The following is a 19,407-nucleotide window of genomic DNA, read 5'->3' on the forward strand; positions in this document are numbered from 1 at the left end:
CTCACTTGCCCCGGTTGGGCGAAGAGATCGCGCGGTCGCTATCCGCACCGATGAAATCGATGACTTCAAGCGCCTGCGGGCAATCCAGATAGTCGTTACGGTCGATGGCCGCCGCATTGCCGCGGATCGTGCCCTCAGCCTCGAAAATCGCCTTGTAAACGCGTCTGACCTTGTGGATATCGGCGCGCTCGATACCGGCGCGAGTCATGCCGACAACGTTGAGGCCGCCGAGAATGCCGGGATTGCCATTCAGCATGCCATAGGGAATGACATCGTAATTGACCGCCGAAAGTCCGCCGATGAAGGCCTGGCGGCCGATACGGGTGAACTGGTGCACGGCGCAACCACCGCCCAGAATGGCGCGATCCTCAATGGTGACATGACCCGCCAGCATTACATTGTTCGACAGGATGATGTGGCTGCCAAGACGGCAATCATGCGCCACATGCGAATTGGCAAGGAACAGATTATCGTCACCGACAATGGTCTTGCCGCTGCCATCGGAACTGCCGGCATTCATCGTCACGCCTTCGCGCATGACGCAGCGTTCACCGATCTCGAGCGTCGTCTCCGAACCGTCGTGGCGAACCGCCTGCGGCGTACCGCCGATGACCGCCATCGAATGGATGACCGAGCCGCGACCGATGACGGTCAGGCCGGAAACAACGGCGTGATTGTGCAGTCGGACCTCGTCGTGCAGCCTGACTTTCGCGCCGACATAGCTCAGCGCGCCAATGACGACGTTTTCACCGATCACCGCGCCGTCTTCGATGACGGCGGTCGGGTGAATTCTGGCCGAGGCGGCAATCGTGCTCATTGCTGATCCTCGGGGATCATCATGGCGCCGACATCGGCCTCCGCCACCAGAGCGCCGTCCACCTTCGCCTCGCAATGGAATTTAAAGACGTTGCCGCGCTGACGCTGCTTGACGACGTGGATTTCCAGACGATCGCCGGGGATCACGGGCTTGCGGAAACGCGCGTTGTCGATTGTCATGAAGTAGACCAGATGACCGCCCTCACCCTGACTGCGGGCGCATATCGCACCTGCCGTCTGGGCCATGGCTTCGACGATCAGAACACCCGGCATGATCGGCCGATCCGGGAAATGGCCGGTGAAATGCGGTTCGTTGACCGTGACGTTCTTGATGCCGATCGCCGAATTGTTACCATCGATATCGATGATCTTGTCGATCAACAAGAATGGGTAACGATGCGGCAAAAGCTTCATGACTTCCAGAATGTCAGCCGCGCCGAGCGTCTTCGTTTCGTCAGTCATTGTTTTTCTCTCCTGTTTTTTTATCACGCCCTTCAGCGCGTGCCAGAATCTCGGCCATGTCGCGCAGGAAATATTTCATTGGACGCGCAGGCGTTCCGCCATAACGGGCGCCTGCCGGCACGTCCGCCACAACACCGCTCATCGCCGCGATCTGCACGCCGTCGCCAATATTGATATGGCCATTGATGCCGGCCGCGCCGCCAATCATCACACCGTCGCCGATGCGGGTGCTGCCGGCAATGCCGACCTTGCTGACGATGCCGCAATGGCGGCCGATGCGAACGTTGTGGCCAATCTGGACCTGATTGTCGATCTTGGTGCCTTCGCCGATGACAGTGTCATCCATGGTGCCGCGATCGACCGTGGTGTTGGCGCCAATCTCGACATTGTCCTGAATGATGACCCGGCCGATCTGCACGATCTTCAGCATGCCGCGCGGACCCGGCGCATAACCGAAACCGTCCTGGCCGATGCGAGCGCCATTGTGGATAATCACATTATTGCCGATGAGCGCGGCAAGAACGCTTGCGCTGCCGGCAATGGTGCAATCGCGCCCGATCTGCACATCCTGCCCGATGATGACGCCGGGGCCGATCCGTGTGCCAGCGCCGATATGGGCACCTGCTCCAATCACGGCAAGCGCCTCGACGACGACACCCGCCTCAAGCTTCGCGGATGGATCGACATGCGCTGCATGAGAAATCTCGGCTTCCATTCGCGCTATCGGACCCGGACGCATGGCGGCAGGGTGCAGCAAGGCACCCACCTGCGCAAAAAGCGTATGTGGATTTTTCGATATCAGGGCGGGGATGTGGGACGGAAGCATGTCTACAAGCGCCGCGTCACAAATGACGGCGCCAGCATCGCAGGTCTGCAGCTCATCGCGGTTCTTGCGCGAAAGAATATAGCAGAGCTGATCGGGTTTTGCCCGATAGACTGGAGAAACGGACCGAATGACCCGTTCTCCTGCCGTCTCATCAGACAGTTCCGCCCCAAAACGGTCTGCGATGTCTTTCAATCGCAGTCCCTCGTGGGGCGGAAAAAAGGCGTTGTATTCCATCAGCCGGAAACTCCAGAACGTTCAAAGTTGCAGTTCTGGACTGCCGATATCAGAAAGTGTTGGACATGCCAAACCGGAAACGCTGTTCCTCGTCGTAGTCTTCCTTGGCGATCGGCACAGCGTAGTCGACACGGATCGGGCCGAAGGGCGAAGCCCACATTACGCCGATACCAGCGGACGCGCGGATGGAGTTGTCATCCTTGACAGTCTGGGTGGTGGACACCTTGTTGCCATACATGGTGCCGGCATCGACGAAGCCAGCAAGACGCAGGCCGAAATCTTCCGGAATGCCGGGCATCGGAGCCGAGACTTCAGCAGAAGCCGCGAAGTACGTCGTGCCGCCGATGGAGTCGGAACCGATGCGCGGGCCGATACCGTCGTTCTTGAAGCCACGAACCTGACGACCACCGAACTTGAACTGATCGAAGACCAGAAGATTGTCGCCCGTCGGCATGACGTGACCAGCCTGACCGGTAAGCGAGCCGATAACATCGTATTCGTCAGACAGCGTGTAGAAGAAACGAGCCTTGGCGTAAATCTTGTAATATTCGGAATCACCACCGAGGCCAGCAAATTCGTTCGTCAGGGCAGCCTGCCAGCCTTCACGCGGCATGTTGCGGTCGTCGAGCGTATTGTAGTTCAGGGTGTTCGAAATGATCGACTGCGTCCAGTCACCACCTCTGATCAGATCCTGATAGGGCTCGGCAAGATTGGAGTTGTTCTGCCAATCACCTTCGCCATCATAGTTGATCTGCTTGTAGGTGTACTTGAACGTCGTAGAAAGGTCTTCAGTAATCGGCGCGGTCACACGCAGCGTGAAGCCCTGCTCGTCGTAGTCGTAATAGTCTTCGCTGCGACTCTGGCTCTTGAACAGATCGAAACCTGCGGCAAGACGATAGCCGAGGAAATAGGGCTCGGTGAAGGACAGCGTGTAGCTACGGGCATCATCCTCGCCCGCACCAGCGGCAACACGGATGTACTGGCCACGACCGAGGAAGTTCTTTTCTTCGATGGAGGCTTCGAGCAGCACACCGTCGTTCTGCGAGTAACCCGCACCGATACCGAACGAACCCGTCGACTGGTCTTCGACGTCGACAACGATCACCACGCGGTCAGGCGCGCTGCCGCCGGCGGTCGAGATATTGACCTTGGAGAAGTAACCGAGCGCTTCAAGACGGCGCTTTGCAGCCGTGATGACGGTCTGGTTGAACGCATCGCCTTCGGAAATATCGAATTCGCGGCGGATGACATAATCACGCGTACGCGTGTTGCCGCGGATTTCGATGCGCTCGACATAAGCGCGCTCGCCCTGGTCGACGATATAGGTCACACCGATGGTGTTGCCGGACATGTCGCGGTCGCCGCGCGGCGTAACCCGGGCAAAAGGATAACCTTCGCCGGCAACACGCTTGGAAATCGCTTCCATGCTCTGCTGAACTTCCTTGGCGCTGTAGTTTGCGCCCTGGCGGGTCTCAACCAGACCCTGCAGCTCGGAACCGTCAACACCCGGAACCGTCGATTCGACCGCAACGTTACCGAAGTTGTAACGCTGGCCTTCGTCGACCGTGATGGAGATGTTGTATTCGTTCTTGGATTCGTCCAGCACCGCCTCGGAGGAGACGACGCGGAAATCCGCATAACCACGGTTGTAATAGAACTGGCGCAGCGCCTCTTCGTCGGCGCGCAGCTTGTCCTCGTTGTAAACGTCCTTACGCGTCAGGAACGACAGCATGTTGGACTTCTTGGTGTTGATGACGGCGGCCAGACGACCGTCGCTGTAGGCATTGTTGCCCACGAAATCGATACGGCCGATCTTGGTGCGCTCACCTTCGTTGATGACGAAAGCGATGTTCACCCGACCCTGACCAACGGACACGGTCTGCGTGGTGATTTCAACGTCGCTGCGGCCGATCGCGGAATAGGCTTCCTTTATGCGGGCGATATCCGCCGTCACGATTGCCTGATTGAACGGGCCGAGCGGCTGCGTCTGCACGATACCGGCGAGCTTGTCGTCCTTGATCTTGCGGTTGCCGTTGAAGACCACCTGGTTGACGAGCTGGTTCTCGTTGACCGTCACGACCAGCGTGCTGCCGGAGACGCGCATGGAGACATTCGAGAAATAACCGGTGGCGTAAAGACGCTTCACCGATTCATCGATGTCCGAATTGGAAAAGTTCTTACCCGGCGCAATGGTGATGTTGGAACGCACGGCGTCCGCACCGGACCGTTCGGCCCCGCGAACATCAATCCTGCTGATAACGGCTGCCTGTGCAACGCCGGCAGAGGCAAGCACGCCAAGGCCCACAACCGAAGAAACACCAGCAGACAGCGCAACCGCCGACACAGCGTTCAAAAATCTTGAACCAGCCTTCATTTCAATTCTTACCTTTTTACGTTGTCCCTCAGCGGGCGGAACCCGACTCCGGCCATGTGCGTCGTTTTACCTGCTTTTCCCCTACAAGCAAGTCAGAACGTTAAATTCTGTTTACTTCGTGATCCAGAGTGGCTCATTCGCCACTTCGGCATAAAAACAAGGTAAACAAGCCCCTAACAAAACCGTTAAAACACTATCCTCAGCCAATCAAGCTGCTGATATCATTCCATGTTGCAAAAACCATAAGACCCAAAATCATCGCCATGCCGATACGGAAGGCCACTTCCTGCGCGCCGGCGCCAAGCGGCCGGCCACGGATGGCCTCGATGGCATAAAACACCAGGTGTCCGCCGTCCAGAACCGGGACAGGCATCAGGTTCAGGAGTCCGATCGACACTGAAAGCACGGCGGCAAGCTGGATGACGGCGGAAATACCGAGTGTCGCCATCTGGCCGGATGCCTGCGCGACGCGGACAGGACCACCCAGCTGATCGGCATTCATGCGGCCGGTCACGAGATTGCCGATATAGTTGAACGTGCCGGTGATGACGTGACCCGTCTCACGCACACCCTCCAGCAGCGCCTCGGACGGCGAATATTCGATATGGCGGAAATTGCCGCTGGTCTGATCGGTGACGATGCCGATGATGCCCATTTCCAGCTTGTTGCCAAACTGGTCGGTGGTTTCCGTGCGGGTCGGAACCATGGGAAGCTTCAGTTCCTCGCCTGCCCTTTCGACAGTCACCGTGATCGGCGTGCCCGGACGGATGCCGACATAACGGCGGACATCCTCGAAGGTCACGACCTTTTCGCCATCGATCGCGACCAGACGGTCGCCCGCAAGCACGCCTGCGGCGGCGGCGGCACTGTTTTCACGCACCTCGGCCACAACCGGGTCGGCGATCATCCGGCCATAAACGCCGAACAGAACCGCGAAGATGAGAATCGCGAGAAGGAAGTTGGCGATGGGACCGGCGGCAACCGTTGCCGCCCTTTTCCAGAGTTTCGCGCCGGCAAGTGTTTGCGCCCTCTCCTCCAGCGACATATGCGACAGGCCGGAACTGTCGGGCTTGCTCGCCGCATCCTCGTCACCGAAAAACTTGACGTAACCGCCGAGCGGGATCGCGGAGATCTTCCATCGCGTGCCATGCCGGTCGGTAAAGCCGATCAGTTCGGGACCAAAGCCGATGGAAAAGGCGGTGGAGCGGATGCCGCTCCAGCGGCCGACGAGATAGTGGCCCATTTCATGGACGAAAACGAGCAGGGAAAGCACCAGGATAAAGGGCACGATATAGCCGGTCAGAAAACCGGTCGCCGCCATTACTGTGTTCATGACAATCTGCCCTTTATGTCGTGACCTTTCGCGCCGCTTAAAAGCCCGGCAGCAGACCGCCGCCCGATCCGGGCACGTCGCCGGTTGCCGCAGCATGCACGAAAGCAATGAGGAATACCGTAAAGCAGGCGAAAACAAGACCGTCAACACGGTCCATGAAACCGCCATGGCCCGGAATAAGATGGCTCGAATCCTTGACCTGGAAACGGCGTTTCACGAAGGATTCGAAGAGATCGCCGATCTGGCTGAAGATGGAGAGGATCAGCGCAAGCCCGAGCACCAGCACACTGATGCGGCCATGATAGGCCAGAGATACGGCCGCGCCGCCGATCAGCGCCGCCGTGGCCCCGCCGATCGCCCCGGACCAGGTCTTGCCCGGCGAGATCGCCGGCGCAAGCTTCGGCCCGCCAATCGCGCGCCCGACAAAGTAGGCAAGGATATCCGTCGACCAGACGACAGCGAAAATGAACAGGATGGAGACGAAGCCGGTCAGTTCATCACCGCGGATGGCCGCGAGCGATATGCCGCTCAGGCCGGCATAAACGATGCCGCCCACCAGCCACCAGTTCCTGCCGCGCAGGACGGGAAAAAGCGCCGCCGTCAGCGTAAAGCCGGAGAGCAACGGCAGATCGAGCGAAGGTTCGCCGAAAATCGTGTTGCCGGCGATGACCGCAACCGCAAACCAGCCCCAGGCATTGCCGGTCGAATTGGTCTCCGACAGACGGGTGATCGTCGACCACTCATAATAGATGAGGATCGCCAGAAGACCGGCCACGATGCGAAACAGAATGCCGCCATACCAGGTCGCGGCCAGAATGACCGCCGCCATGACGATTGCGGACACGATCCGCAGTCTGAGTTCACGGCTCATCAGGCGCCTGCCACGGCAATCTGCTCGGTGAGAGCGCCGAAACGGCGATCACGCGTTGCATATTGCTCGATTGCGGAAAAGAACCGCTGACGATCGAAGTCGGGCCAATATTCGGGAACGAACAGAAACTCGGAATAAGCCGCCTGCCAGAGCAGGAAATTCGACAACCGCTCTTCGCCGCTGGTGCGGATGATAAGATCCGGGTCCGGCATACCCGAAGTGTCGAGTCTTGCCGAAATCATCTCCGGCGTGATCGATGCGGCATCCAGACGGCCCTCGGCGACATCGCGGGCGATCGCCGCCGTGGCGCGGGCAATCTCGTCGCGGCTGCCATAATTGAAGGCGATCACCAGCGTCAGCTTGGTGTTGCCAGCCGTCATCTGTTCAGCCTCTTCAAGAAGGCAGCGAATATCGTTTTTCAGTCCCTGCCGGTCGCCGATGATGCGAACGCGGACGTTTTCGCGATGCAGTTCCGCGAGGTCGCGACGAATGAAGGCCTTCAGGAGCCCCATCAGATCGCTCACCTCGGATTCGGGCCTGCGCCAGTTTTCCGATGAGAAGGCGAACAGCGTGAGATAGCTGATGCCGCAATCGCCGGCCGCGCGCACGGTCTCGCGCACCGCCTCCACACCGCGGCGATGCCCCATCACGCGCGGAAGACCGCGCTGTTTTGCCCAGCGTCCATTGCCATCCATGATGATGGCGACGTGCTCGGGTATGGAGGAACGTGTCGTCGTCGGCATATCGATCCAGTAACAGGAAGCGGAATTAAAACGAATAAAATACAGGTCTATCGCAAGCGATATCAGACCTGCATGATTTCCTTTTCCTTCTCGCCAAGCAAGCGGTCAATTTCCGAAATCGTGTCGTCGGTCATTTTCTGGACCTTTTCAGACTGTCCACGGCTTTCGTCCTGACCGATGTCACCGTCCTTTTCGGCTTTTTTCAGACCATCCATGCCGTCACGGCGCACATGGCGAATCGCCACCTTGGATTTTTCGGCATAGTCATGGGCCACCTTGACGAGCGATTTACGGCGCTCTTCATTGAGTTCAGGCAGCGGGATGCGCAGGTTCTGGCCATCCACGATGGGGTTCAGACCAAGATTGGATTCGCGGATCGCGCGGTCGACGGCATTGACCATCGACTTGTCCCAGATGTTGACGCCAAGCATGCGCGGCTCGGGAACGGTGATGTTCGCGACCTGATTGAGCGGAACGCGCGAGCCATAAGCCTCGATGGTCACCGGATCGAGAATATTGGCCGAAGCACGGCCGGTGCGAAGCGATGCGATATCGCTCTTGAATGCATTGATGGCGCCGTCCATACGGCGCTTGATATCGTTGAGGTCAACACCACTCATCTTGATACTCCATCTTGTCGGCCATCGCGGCCGTAATTCGCCCCCGGGGGCGGCATCGTTTTTGGATTACTTGTCGTGCACGATGGTCTTGCGGCCGCCGCCGGTCAATATCTGCGCGAAACCACCCTTCTCGTGGATCGAGAAAACAATGATCGGGATATGGTTTTCGCGGGCAAGCGCGACAGCGGCGATATCCATGACCGCCAGTCCCTTGCCGAGCACTTCGCTATGGGTCAGCTCGTCAAAACGGGTGGCCGTCGGGTCCTTCTTCGGGTCGGCGGAATAGATGCCGTCCACCTGCGTGCCCTTGAAGATCGCTTCTGCGCCCATTTCCGCAGCGCGCAAGGCCGCGGCAGAATCAGTGGTGAAGAAGGGGTTGCCCGTGCCGCCGGCGAAAATCACCACGCGGCCCTGGGCCAGATGGTGAAGGGCGGCGCGCTGGGAGAAGCTCTCACAGATTTCAGGCATGGCGATTGCGGAGAGAACGACGGTGTCGATGTTGAGCTTGCGCAGCGAGGTTGCAAGCGCCAGCGCGTTGATGACGGTTGCCAGCATGCCCATATGGTCGCCGGTCACGCGGTCGCCCCCCTTGGAGGCCACGGCCACGCCGCGGAAAATATTGCCGCCGCCGACGACAACGCCGACTTCAACGCCCATCGCCCTCGCTTCGGCGATATCGGAGGCGATACGGTCGGCCACCGCCACATCGATACCGAAACCCTGATCACCCATGAGGGCTTCACCGGAAGCCTTGAGAAGAACACGTTTGTAGATCGGCTTGGAAGACATCATGACTCCTCGGAAATGTAACCGAAACGCGGATACACGAAGGGCACCGCGTTGTCACGCGATGCCCTCCCGTTTTCCCAAGATTGGGTAAATATAATCAGCCCTTGGCGACGGCTGCGACTTCAGCTGCGAAATCGCTTTCTTCCTTCTCGACGCCTTCGCCGAGCAGCAGGCGAACCATGCCCGTCACTTCGATCGACGCGCCGGCTTCCTTTTCGGCTTCCTTGACGGCAGCGCCGACGGTCAGGTCGGGGTTGATGACGAAAGCCTGCGACAGAAGGGCGACTTCTTCGAAGAACTTGCGCATGCGGCCATCAACCATCTTTTCGATGATGGCTTCCGGCTTGCCGGATTCGCGGGCCTGCTCGATGAAGACGTTGCGCTCGCGCTCTGCAACGGCGGCATCGACTTCTTCAGCGCGGATGGCGAGCGGGTTGGTTGCAGCGATGTGCATGGCAACCTGGCGGCCGATGGAGTTCAGAACGGCTTTGTCGCCTTCCGACTTCAGCGCGACGAGAACGCCGAGCTTGCCGATGCCGTCGCCGGCAGCGTTGTGGATGTAGGTCGCGACAACGCCGTGCGGAACTTCAAGCGCTGCAGAACGGCGCAGCGTCATGTTTTCACCGATGGTGGCGATGGCGTCCTTGATGCTGTCGGAAACGTTCTTGCCGGTCGCCGGGTAGTTGGCGGCGGAAACAGCCTCAACGGTGCCGTCGGTGGTGAGGGCAACCTGGGCGATACCGCGGATGAGGTCCTGGAACGCGTCGTTACGGGCAACGAAGTCGGTCTCGGAGTTGAGTTCGACAACAACAGCCTTGTGACCCATGGTGGCGACGCCGATCAGACCTTCGGCAGCCGTGCGGCCGGACTTCTTGTCGGCCTTTGCGATGCCCTTGGCGCGCAGCCAGTCGATTGCCGCTTCCATGTCGCCATTGGTTTCAGCAAGAGCCTTCTTGCAGTCCATCATGCCTGCGCCGGACTTCTCGCGCAGTTCCTTCACCATTGCGGCTGTGATTTCGGTCATTGTGTGCCTCTTATCGGTTCGATCGGTCAGCAGGCGGAATTTGCCGTGCCGAAGTTCTGGGTGATGACTGTACCCGGCCGCACACCCTTTGAAACCGGCAAGGTTCCGAGAAGGGGCATGCGCATTCCCAAGTGCTGCGGCGTCGCCATACATCGAGATGATGGGTGCCGCCGAAGTGTGACAGCGTTATGAAGACTGCCTTCCGTTTCAACTACATCGGACGCCAGCGGTTTCCTGAAAACGTGGCGGAGCAGTCTGAAACGAACAAGGCCGTCAACCCGCTGAAGGTCTTTGACGGCCTTGTCATATCCTGGTTGAGGAGACGGCGACAAGAAATCGCCGCCAGACAGGGCCTATATCAGGCGCCAGCCTCGTCTTCGAGAGCGGGCTCGATCGGAGCTTCTTCAGAAGCGCCGATGTCGCGGCCGGAAGCGCCCTGCTGACGGGCGATACCGTCGATGGCAGCGCGGGCGATCAGGTCGCAGTAAAGCGAGATGGCGCGCGAGGCATCGTCGTTACCGGGGATCGGGTAATCGATGTGGTCCGGGTCGCAGTTGCTGTCGATGATCGCAACGACCGGAATGCCAAGACGCTTGGCTTCTTCGATCGCGATCTTTTCCTTGTTGGTGTCGATGATGAACATCAGGTCCGGAACGCCGCCCATATCGCGGATACCGCCGAGAGCCTTTTCAAGCTTTTCGCGCTCGCGCTCAAGGTTCAGGCGTTCCTTCTTGGAGTAGCCGGAGCCTTCCGAGTTCAGGATTTCGTCAACCTTGCGCAGACGCTGGATCGAGTTCGAAATGGTCTTCCAGTTGGTCATCATGCCGCCGAGCCAGCGGGAGTTGACGTAGTACTGGGCCGAACGCTTTGCGCTGTCGGCGATGATTTCGGACGCCTGACGCTTGGTGCCGACGAACAGAACGCGGCCGCCACGGGCAACGGTGTCGGACACGACCTGAAGGGCGCGCGACAGCATCGGAACGGTCTGAGCCAGATCGATGATGTGGATGTTGTTACGGTCGCCGAAGATGTACGGCTTCATCTTCGGGTTCCAGCGGTGCGTCTGGTGGCCGAAGTGAACACCAGCTTCCAGAAGCTGGCGCATAGAAAAATCGGGCAATGCCATGCCTTGTTACTCCTTTTCCGGTTTAACCCCCGCGAAGCGAACAGCGCCGATTTTCATCGACACCACCGGGCGGAACGGACCGGATTTCTCCCGGAACATCCCAAGCTTCGCGTGTGGAATGGTGAGCCGCATACAGTCGCCCGCATGAAAATGCAAGCATTTATGCGAAAAAACCGGCGAAATAGCCGCCTTTCAGCGGACAGGCTTGTTTTCGCAGGTTTCGGGCTTGAGAATATCAAGCTTCGCAAGCTTCCCCGTCAGAACGAAATCGCCGTAATCCATCGTCAGATCGCGGGTGATTCCGTTTTCGTAAAGCTTGAACGACATGCGGTAGATCGGCAGGGCGTCGGTGCCGGTCTTGTCATTGTAATAGGCGATCGTCACCGGCCAGAATGCCGCCTTGGCGAAGTCGCCCGCCTTGCCGGCGTCCGCGTCGCCATCCTTCGGCATCTGCGATTTGCCGACCAGTGTCGAGGTGATCAGGCTTTCATCGCCATCATCGGAACCATCGAATATCCTGGATTCGAAGATGCGCTTTCCCTGCCTGGCATGTTCGATGACCTGAAACATATGCTGGGTCGGGAATTCGCTGGCGACGAGATTGACCTGACGGGCATCCGGGCGGGTCAGATCGACCTTCACGCCATCGGTGCCGTCAGTCGCAGCGCCCTGCACTTCCTTGTCCAGCTTGTCGTCAGTGTAGGACTTGGTCTCGAAGGTGAATTTCTTCGCGGCCAGATCCTCGAAAGTCGTGGTCTGCTGGTCGGTCATGCGAACCGCATCACCGGTGTTGATCTGGGTCACGAAACGGAAATCCGTCTTGTAGCCCTGACAGGCCGAGCCGGTGAATTCATAGACCATGCGGCCCGTCATGCCCTCGATGCCGGAGCGATCAGACGCATCCTTGAGTTCGAGATCGTAGACGGCACGATGGGCGACGAGATCGGGAACCGTGACCGGCACGGCATTGGCAGCGTTTGACAGGCCGGTCATAAGCCCTGTTGCGGCAACGAAACCAAGCGTCCTGACAAACATGCAATATCTCCTGTTGGACTCGCCGCTCATATTGTACAAGCAACCGCCCGGCTTTTGGATCAACATCTTCTGAATGCCGGATTCTTGAAGGATTTACAACAAAACCGGAGACGAAAATGTCGGACGTCATCGAAGGCCGCCTCAAGGAACTTGGCTTTACGCTTCCTGTCGCGGCAGCACCAGCCGCAAACTACGTTCCGTTCACCATCAGCGGCAATCTGCTTTATGTATCGGGTCAACTGCCGATGGAATCGGGCAAGATTGCGGTGACGGGCCTCGTTGGCCGCGATGTCGACGTGCCAGGCGCCCAGCGCGCCGCCGAATTATGCGCCGTCAACATTCTCGCACAGGTCAAGGCCGCGTTGAATGGCGATCTCTCGAAAATCCGCCGTGTCATCAAGCTGAATGGCTTTGTTGCCTCCGTTCCGGAGTTCGTGGAACAGCACCTCGTCATCAACGGCGCCTCCAATCTTCTCGCCAATGTTCTCGGTGATGCCGGCAAACATGCCCGCGCCGCCGTCGGCATGGCCTGCCTGCCCTTCAATGCCGCCGTCGAGATCGACGCCATCGTGGAAATCGACGCATGACGCTGAAACTCTCCTGGCTGACGGCTCAGCCCGTCGCCCATCGCGGTTATCATGATCTCAACAAGGCGGTATGGGAAAACACGCTTTCCGCCTTTTCCCGTGCCATCGAGGCCGGTTTCGCCATCGAATGCGACGTGCAGCTGGCAGCCGACAGCGTGCCGGTGATCTTTCACGACGACGACATGGCCCGCCTGACCGGCATCAAGGGCGACGTGCGCGAGCGCACATCGGCCGAGCTGTCCCTTCTTGCCGTTGGCCAGACCGGGGACCGGGTCCCTACCCTCAAGCAGCTTCTCGCGCTCTGCGCCGGCAAGGTGCCGCTGGTCATCGAGCTGAAAGGCCGCGCCGGCGAAGGCGTTGATGACGGTTTTGCCGAGGCGGTTCTGGAAGACCTCGAGGGCTATAAGGGCCATGTGGCGCTGATGAGCTTCGACCACCATCTGCTGAGGGACCTGAAGGCTGCGGGATCACCCTGGCCGCTGGGGCTCACCGCCGAAGGCGACAAGCCGGAAGACTTCTTCAAGCATGACGAAGCGATGCAGCTGGGGCTCGATTTCATCTCCTATCATTGGGGTCATCTGCCCAACAGCTTCATCGAGGCGCAAAGAAAACTCGGACTTCCGGTAATTACCTGGACCGTCAGGGATGAAAATGCGCGCGAGACTACCTATAAATATGCGGACCAGATGACATTCGAAGGTTTCGACCCGAGAGAGAACCCGTCCGCCACGGCATGACAGAAGACTATTCCATTCGCGTTGCGCAATCCCTCGGGGATATCGACCCGGAAAGCTGGAAACAGCTTTCCGGCACTTCGCGCAATACGTTAGGAAAACCGTACAATCCTTTTATTTCCCATGCATTTCTATCATCGATGGAAGAGTCCGGATCGGCGACAGCCAAGACCGGCTGGCTTGGAAACCATCTACTTCTCGAAAACGCGTCCGGTGATCTGGTCGGGGCGATACCGGCCTATCTGAAGAACCACAGCAAGGGCGAATATGTGTTCGACCATGGCTGGGCGGATGCTTTCGAGCGGGCCGGCGGCCATTATTATCCGAAACTGCAATGTTCGGTTCCCTTCACACCGGCCACAGGGCCGCGGCTGCTGGTTTCCGAGACAGTAGACGCCACGCGCTTCAAGCCGCTTCTGGCCTCCGGTCTCGCGCAGGTGACGGAAAAGATCGGCGTTTCTTCCGCACACGTGACGTTTCTGCCCGAAGACGACCTTTCAGCCCTTATGCCCCGTGATTTCCTGCACAGGACAGACCAGCAATTCCACTTCATCAATGACGGTTATCGTGACCATGACGATTTTCTCGACGCGCTTTCCTCGCGCAAGCGCAAGGGGCTGAAAAAGGAACGCCGCGCGGCGCTGGAAAACGGTATCGAGATCGACTGGCTGACCGGAAGCGATCTGACCGAAGACATATGGGACCAGTTCTTCGCCTTCTACATGGATACCGGCAGCCGTAAATGGGGCCGGCCCTATCTGACCCGGGAGTTTTATTCGCTGATCGGCGAGCGCATGGCTGACGATGTGCTGCTGGTGATGGCGAAACGCGAGGGGCGCTATATTGCCGGTGCGATCAACTTCATCGGCTCGGATGCGCTTTATGGCCGCCATTGGGGCTGCATCGAGGATCATCCCTATTTGCATTTCGAGGTCTGTTACCATCAGGCGATCGATTTCGCACTTTCCAAGGGATTGAAACGGGTGGAAGCCGGCGCCCAGGGCGAACACAAGCTGGCACGGGGTTACGTGCCGGTCACCACCCATTCAGCGCATTTCATCGTCCATCCGGGCCTGCGCCGTGCCATTGCCGACTATCTTCAGCGCGAGCGCGAAGAAGTCGAGCATATCGGCGATTATCTTGATGAACACACGCCCTTCCGCAAGGGCGAGAGACAGGAACCGGACGTATAGTCCGCCATGAGGAGAGACCACGATGACGGCCAGCGCCTATGACGACAACAATATCTTCGCTAAAATCCTGCGTGGCGAAATTCCAAGCCACAAGCTTTACGAAGACGAACACACGCTGGCCTTCATGGATGTGATGCCGCAGGCCCCCGGCCATCTGCTGGTCGTTCCGAAGACCGGTTCGCGCAACCTGCTCGATGCCGACCCGGAAGTGCTGGCCAAAACCATTCCCGTGGTGCAGAAACTCGCCGTCGCTGCGAAGGAAGCCTTCGATGCGGATGGTGTCTTCATCGCCCAGTTCAACGAGCCGGCGGCCGGCCAGACCGTGTTCCACCTGCATTTCCACGTCATTCCGCGCAAGGAAGGCGAGCCGCTGAAGCCGCATTCCGGCACCATGGCCGATGGCGAAGTGCTGAAGGCCCATGCGGAGAAGATAAAGGCGGCGTTGGCTTCTTGAGGCGTGCCAAGACGCCCAGGCGTTGGGCAGTACCTCGGCATCCGCATCCCGTCACCCCGGACTGGATCCGGGGTCCAGTGCGATCAAGCCTTTGATCGCAAAAGACTCCTCACGGCGCAGAAGCGCCGTGGCTGGATGCCGGATCTGGTCCGGCATGACGACAGTGATGTTTGCCATCACTCCACAGGGCGATAGGCATTCCTTTCCGGCCACGGCCAGCCCTCAAGCACCGCCATATCCGGCCGGAATATTTCCACCTTCAACGGATAACAGGCAGCCGCATCGCTGGAATGGGCCGAGCCGCAATCGCCACCCGGGCAGGCCGAAAGCGCACCGATGAGGTCGATTTCCGCAAAAAGCTCCAGATAGTCACCCGGCCGCACGGGGCTCGCCTTCATGAAATATTGGTACGTGTCGCGGGTAAAACCCGTGCACATGAAGACATTCAGCACATCATGCACATGTGGTTCCGCCTGCCGGAACGACAGCCCCCTGGCGGAGGCCAGCGCATTGGTCAGGTTGGAATGGCAGCAATGGTGGTAGTCACCCCCGCTGAGCAGCCTGTTGGTATAGGGATCACAACGGGTGCCGATCACGTCATGCACGCCGCCGCCATCCTCATCCCAGCCATACCATGACAGCGTATCATGGGTGATGGTCGCCATAGGCCGCAGGGACGGCAGGTTGCTCCACAGCCGGTTGCCAACCGAAACATGGGTGGCGTGCAGGGCGCGGGTCTTGCCGCTGAAAAACCGTTCGGTCAGATCATGGGCGTTCCAGAGGTTCAAATCCCCTACCTGCGGACCTTCGATGCTCACGATGCGGAAGAAATGTCCCTTGGGGACATTGAAGGTACGACCGTCGCGCGGCGGCACGATGACCTCGTCGATCTTCTCCATGCCTTCACGCGCTTTCTCCAGACGCGCAAGGTCCGGTACTTCCAGCGTGCCATTCGGATAAACAACAACGGGACGGACGGCGCGGCGTGTGGCTGCATCCATGGGTTCGGTAACAGGCATGGGAGTCATGAAATCCTCGGAGAAAAATATTGTCGAGGTGAAATTGCGCCACGGTCGCCCGGCTGACAAGATTGGTTTTTCTTGCGCTCAGACCAAGCCTCACTTACCCTTGTCAATCATGACACTACCGCCGCTCGCCACCCTCCGTGCTTTCGAAGCTGCCGCCAGAAAGGCAAGTTTTGCCCTGGCCGCGCAGGAACTCGGCATGACGGCGACGGCGGTGAGCCAGCATGTGCGCAATCTGGAAGCATGGCTTGGCGTTGCTCTTTTCGAGCGTCATGCGCGGGGTGTCAGGCTGACCCCGGATGGAAAGGAATTTGGCAATACGGTCTCAGCCAGCCTGCGACAGATCGCCTCCGGCGTGGAACGGGTCCGCCGGGGCGGCAACCGCACGACCGTGCGCCTTGCCAGCCTGCCTTCGGTGGTGGCGCATTTTCTGACGCCACGGCTCCCTCGCTTCCGGGCCCTGCATCCAGACATACAGGTGTCGATCAGCTACTCCGGCGGGTCGCATGCAAGCCCGGTCGATCTGACCATCGGACATGGAATCTCCTTCGGGGAAAATGCCGTGGCGTTGTTCAGCGCCGAAACGCGCCCGACCTGTACGCCGGGCTACCTGACCAATTCCGGCCCCTTCAATGATGAGGCCAGCCTGTTGCGGGCGGAATTGCTGCACGACGATACGGAGACGGCATGGCGGGACTGGTTTGCGGCCGCCGGCATGTCCCTGCCCTATGGCGCGGGTCCTATTTTCGCGGATTTCAATCTGCTCGTCACGGCGCTGAAAGCCGGACAGGGCATCGGCCTCTGTCCGACTGAGCTTCTTCAAGAGGAGATCGTTAGCGGCCAGTTGACCGTGCTTTTCGACCGGGCTGCCGATACGGACAAATATTACTGGCTCATCCGGCCAGAGGAAATGACCGCACCGGCGAAAATTCTGGCCGACTGGCTGGTGGCGGAAGCCCGCGCGAGCCGGGGTGATTATTCCGCCGCAACGACCTGAGCGGGAACGGTCGCCGTCGCGCCAATAAGCTCCCTCGCCGACAGCCGGTCAAGCAGCCGGCCGGAGACGGCGCAGACGATGACAAAAGCGACCAGACCGCCGAAAATATCCGAAAGATGATGGCCGCCCTGCACAAGAACGGCCGGCAGCATCAGGAGGTTCAGCGGCAGGATCACCGCCATCGCCAGCCAGTGACGCGGCACGAACCAGACCGACATTGCCGCCATGAAGATATGGAACGACGGGAAGCCGATGAGACCCAGCACGTTTTTGGGAGAAAGATAGCTAACGCCCTCCGCCGCCAGGCGGTTGAGTTCCTGGCCATAGCCATTGTCGACCGCCAGGGGGATCGCCTGCGAAATCCACTGCGGCAGTTGCACATAGGCAGACGGTCCGAATGTCGGAAAGAATATCCAGAAGACAATGCTGGCAAAGGCGCCGAGCACCCCGGTTACGAGAAAGTGGTGAAGCTGCCGTTCCCTGCCGGTAAAACCCAGCGTCAGAACAATCACCAGAAGCTGCGGCAGCGATGTCGCATAAACGAAGAACAGGATTGTTCCGATCCAAGGATGTGTCGCCGCCCACAGGACGATACCTGCCCAACTGTAACCAAACGCAGCATCCACACTGAAAAGCACATGATCGATCGCCGGAAAGGCGACGGGCAGGAACATGTAATTAAAGACCGAGGCGGCAAGCGTGAAGAGGATGAACAGCCCTCCAGACGTCAGGGCTGCGGCAATGCGAAAATCGCGTCCGCTTTTGCGATAGATCTGGCCGAGGATGAACACGCCGGCGCCGGCCAGCACGCACACAAGATATCCGGCATAATCGACACGTATGCCTTTGGCGGCAATCAATATTGCATCGATAGCGAATAACATGGCGATGAAGCCAAGTACAAATCGTTCTGCCGAAAATAGTCGCATGGAATTTCGCCCCTGTTCCAGACAGCGGCAAAATACGACAATGGGCTTAATATTCGGATAAGGCGCGTATTAAAAACCGAGTACAAAGAGCCCGCTGGCGAGAAGCACGATCGGAACCGCCACGCCGACGATGACACGCTGGCCGGCGAGCAGAAATGCCAGGAAACCGAGTGCTGCCGCGCCGATGCGCAGCCATAGGGGCGTGGTTTCCAGCGTTCCGGTCGGAAAGACGATCAGCTTGGCGGTAACGGCCATGACCAGCGAGGTGGCAACCGCCCTCACCCAATAAAGCGCTTCGGAATCCTCTTTCAGCCGGTTACCGGCGAGAACGCCGAGCCAGCGCCAGAGATCGGTCGCCAGCCAGCCGGCGATGGCGATGAACAGATAGGGTGCCCACCAGTTCTCGGTCATCATGGCTCACTCTCCGGCGACACGGCTCTGATCTTTCGGCGGAAGACGAAGCGGTCGATCATATAGGCAAGCGTCCCACCACCGATGCCGGCATAGAGAATATCGAATTCGGGCGCGATAACCGCAAAGGTGGGGCCGGCTATCACACCGATGACGAAAGCCACCTTGACGACGGAATGACGGGCCGACGCCCATATCGAGGCCACGAAATAGACCGGCGTGAGGAAAAACAGCACGCCGGCGACCAGCGGCGGAAAGGCCGCGACAACACCGTAACACAGGCCGACGATGACGGCGTTGACGACGGTGAGCGTGATGCCGAAGCCGGCGAACCAGGCGGCGCGCGCCTCACGCGGCACTTTCGACAGATTCTGCGTGGCGAAAACCCAGGCTGTAATCGCGACGAAATGGGAGAGAAACAGCAATATCCATGTCGGCGTCTTCGCACCGCGCATCTCCGGCACGATGGAGGCCACCATCGGCATCATCCGGACCGAGGACAGCGTCACCGCCAGGAAACAGGCGGCGAGATTGGCGCCGCCGACCATGGAGCCGATCAGGATCATCTTGGCCGGCAAGGCCCAGATCATCAGCGTCATGAACACCGCTTCGCCGCGTGGCACCCCGGACTCCAGCGCAAAGGCACTGAAACCGACGAAGGATGTCATGAGAATGAGCGAGGGCAGCGAGAATATGCCCCGCATTCCCCTGAAGAACCAGCCGCGCAGGGGGATGGCATCGCTGTCGGCAGTTTGCATTCGTCATCCATTATGCATGAAAATGCCGGGCTTTCGCCCGGCACCGGTTATTGGTCAAGAACCGCG

General features: G+C 59.1%; 21 protein-coding genes. 5 read left to right on the plus strand and 16 right to left on the minus strand.

What is annotated here, in order from left to right; genetic code table 11:
* Position 1 precedes the first annotated feature (1 nt).
* The 12 genes from lpxA to JZX88_RS07010 all read right to left on the minus strand — a co-directional run bounded on the left by lpxA (position 2) and on the right by JZX88_RS07010 (position 12,253).
* Positions 2 to 817, minus strand: coding sequence for an acyl-ACP--UDP-N-acetylglucosamine O-acyltransferase (gene lpxA / locus JZX88_RS06955; RefSeq protein ID WP_065115516.1), 816 nt, complete (start codon positions 815 to 817; stop codon positions 2 to 4).
* Entirely contained in the window at positions 814 to 1,278 is a 465-nt protein-coding gene (fabZ, locus tag JZX88_RS06960) for a 3-hydroxyacyl-ACP dehydratase FabZ (RefSeq protein ID WP_065115515.1), read from the minus strand. Before fabZ ends, lpxA begins: the two co-directional genes overlap by 4 nt.
* Entirely contained in the window at positions 1,271 to 2,338 is a 1,068-nt protein-coding gene (gene lpxD / locus JZX88_RS06965) for a UDP-3-O-(3-hydroxymyristoyl)glucosamine N-acyltransferase (RefSeq protein ID WP_206913079.1), read from the minus strand. The genes fabZ and lpxD overlap by 8 nt, the downstream gene beginning before the upstream one ends.
* Before the next feature lie 49 nt (positions 2,339 to 2,387).
* Positions 2,388 to 4,712 (minus strand): outer membrane protein assembly factor BamA, encoded by a 2,325-nt coding sequence (gene bamA / locus JZX88_RS06970; protein WP_065115513.1) that lies wholly within the window; start codon positions 4,710 to 4,712, stop codon positions 2,388 to 2,390.
* 199 nt (positions 4,713 to 4,911) lie between these two features.
* Positions 4,912 to 6,033, minus strand: a complete 1,122-nt coding sequence (rseP, locus tag JZX88_RS06975; RefSeq protein ID WP_206913162.1) for an RIP metalloprotease RseP — start codon at positions 6,031 to 6,033, stop codon at positions 4,912 to 4,914.
* Positions 6,034 to 6,082: 49 nt separating this feature from the next.
* Entirely contained in the window at positions 6,083 to 6,916 is an 834-nt protein-coding gene (locus JZX88_RS06980; protein WP_065115511.1) for a phosphatidate cytidylyltransferase, read from the minus strand.
* Positions 6,916 to 7,659 carry an isoprenyl transferase gene (locus JZX88_RS06985; protein ID WP_065115510.1) on the minus strand — a complete coding sequence of 248 codons (744 nt, stop codon included), beginning with the start codon at positions 7,657 to 7,659 and terminating at the stop codon, positions 6,916 to 6,918. The genes JZX88_RS06980 and JZX88_RS06985 overlap by 1 nt, the downstream gene beginning before the upstream one ends.
* Before the next feature lie 62 nt (positions 7,660 to 7,721).
* Positions 7,722 to 8,279 carry a ribosome recycling factor gene (frr, locus tag JZX88_RS06990; RefSeq protein WP_065115509.1) on the minus strand — a complete coding sequence of 186 codons (558 nt, stop codon included), beginning with the start codon at positions 8,277 to 8,279 and terminating at the stop codon, positions 7,722 to 7,724.
* A 66-nt stretch (positions 8,280 to 8,345) separates the two neighbouring features.
* Positions 8,346 to 9,068 carry a UMP kinase gene (pyrH, locus tag JZX88_RS06995; protein ID WP_065116199.1) on the minus strand — a complete coding sequence of 241 codons (723 nt, stop codon included), beginning with the start codon at positions 9,066 to 9,068 and terminating at the stop codon, positions 8,346 to 8,348.
* A 97-nt stretch (positions 9,069 to 9,165) separates the two neighbouring features.
* On the minus strand, positions 9,166 to 10,092 hold the full coding sequence (tsf, locus tag JZX88_RS07000) for a translation elongation factor Ts (RefSeq protein WP_065115508.1): 927 nt from the start codon (positions 10,090 to 10,092) through the stop codon (positions 9,166 to 9,168).
* 358 nt (positions 10,093 to 10,450) lie between these two features.
* A complete protein-coding gene (gene rpsB, locus JZX88_RS07005) occupies positions 10,451 to 11,218 on the minus strand; it encodes a 30S ribosomal protein S2 (protein ID WP_003502558.1) in 768 nt (255 codons plus the stop codon).
* 192 nt (positions 11,219 to 11,410) lie between these two features.
* A complete protein-coding gene (locus tag JZX88_RS07010) occupies positions 11,411 to 12,253 on the minus strand; it encodes a cell envelope integrity EipB family protein (protein ID WP_110759813.1) in 843 nt (280 codons plus the stop codon).
* Between the two features lie 116 nt (positions 12,254 to 12,369).
* Here JZX88_RS07010 and JZX88_RS07015 point away from each other — a divergent pair, with 116 nt between their 5' ends.
* The 4 genes from JZX88_RS07015 to JZX88_RS07030 are packed head-to-tail and all read left to right on the plus strand — an operon-like array spanning position 12,370 to position 15,221.
* On the plus strand, positions 12,370 to 12,840 hold the full coding sequence (locus JZX88_RS07015; RefSeq protein WP_065115506.1) for a RidA family protein: 471 nt from the start codon (positions 12,370 to 12,372) through the stop codon (positions 12,838 to 12,840).
* Positions 12,837 to 13,577, plus strand: coding sequence for a glycerophosphodiester phosphodiesterase (locus JZX88_RS07020; protein ID WP_206913081.1), 741 nt, complete (start codon positions 12,837 to 12,839; stop codon positions 13,575 to 13,577). Before JZX88_RS07015 ends, JZX88_RS07020 begins: the two co-directional genes overlap by 4 nt.
* Positions 13,574 to 14,767, plus strand: a complete 1,194-nt coding sequence (locus tag JZX88_RS07025; protein WP_206913083.1) for a GNAT family N-acetyltransferase — start codon at positions 13,574 to 13,576, stop codon at positions 14,765 to 14,767. Before JZX88_RS07020 ends, JZX88_RS07025 begins: the two co-directional genes overlap by 4 nt.
* Positions 14,768 to 14,789: 22 nt before the next feature.
* Positions 14,790 to 15,221, plus strand: a complete 432-nt coding sequence (locus JZX88_RS07030; protein ID WP_110759817.1) for an HIT family protein — start codon at positions 14,790 to 14,792, stop codon at positions 15,219 to 15,221.
* Positions 15,222 to 15,397: 176 nt separating this feature from the next.
* Here JZX88_RS07030 and JZX88_RS07035 read toward each other — a convergent pair whose 3' ends face one another.
* Positions 15,398 to 16,240, minus strand: coding sequence for an urea carboxylase-associated family protein (locus tag JZX88_RS07035; protein ID WP_371741105.1), 843 nt, complete (start codon positions 16,238 to 16,240; stop codon positions 15,398 to 15,400).
* Positions 16,241 to 16,358: 118 nt separating this feature from the next.
* On the opposite strand from JZX88_RS07035, the gene JZX88_RS07040 reads away from it, so the two are divergent.
* Complete coding sequence (locus JZX88_RS07040; protein WP_206913088.1) at positions 16,359 to 17,243, plus strand: LysR family transcriptional regulator; 885 nt, start codon at positions 16,359 to 16,361, stop codon at positions 17,241 to 17,243.
* Here JZX88_RS07040 and JZX88_RS07045 read toward each other — a convergent pair.
* The 3 genes from JZX88_RS07045 to JZX88_RS07055 form a co-directional block, all read right to left on the minus strand.
* Positions 17,222 to 18,172, minus strand: coding sequence for a phosphatase PAP2 family protein (locus tag JZX88_RS07045; RefSeq protein WP_206913090.1), 951 nt, complete (start codon positions 18,170 to 18,172; stop codon positions 17,222 to 17,224). The two genes, JZX88_RS07040 and JZX88_RS07045, sit on opposite strands and share 22 nt — an antisense overlap.
* A 69-nt stretch (positions 18,173 to 18,241) precedes the next feature.
* On the minus strand, positions 18,242 to 18,586 hold the full coding sequence (locus JZX88_RS07050; RefSeq protein WP_206913092.1) for an AzlD domain-containing protein: 345 nt from the start codon (positions 18,584 to 18,586) through the stop codon (positions 18,242 to 18,244).
* Entirely contained in the window at positions 18,583 to 19,341 is a 759-nt protein-coding gene (locus JZX88_RS07055) for an AzlC family ABC transporter permease (RefSeq protein ID WP_065115499.1), read from the minus strand. The genes JZX88_RS07050 and JZX88_RS07055 overlap by 4 nt, the downstream gene beginning before the upstream one ends.
* Between the last annotated feature and the right edge of the window lie 66 nt (positions 19,342 to 19,407).

The organism is Agrobacterium sp. OT33, from assembly GCF_017313365.1.
Classification (GTDB): domain Bacteria; phylum Pseudomonadota; class Alphaproteobacteria; order Rhizobiales; family Rhizobiaceae; genus Agrobacterium; species Agrobacterium rhizogenes_A.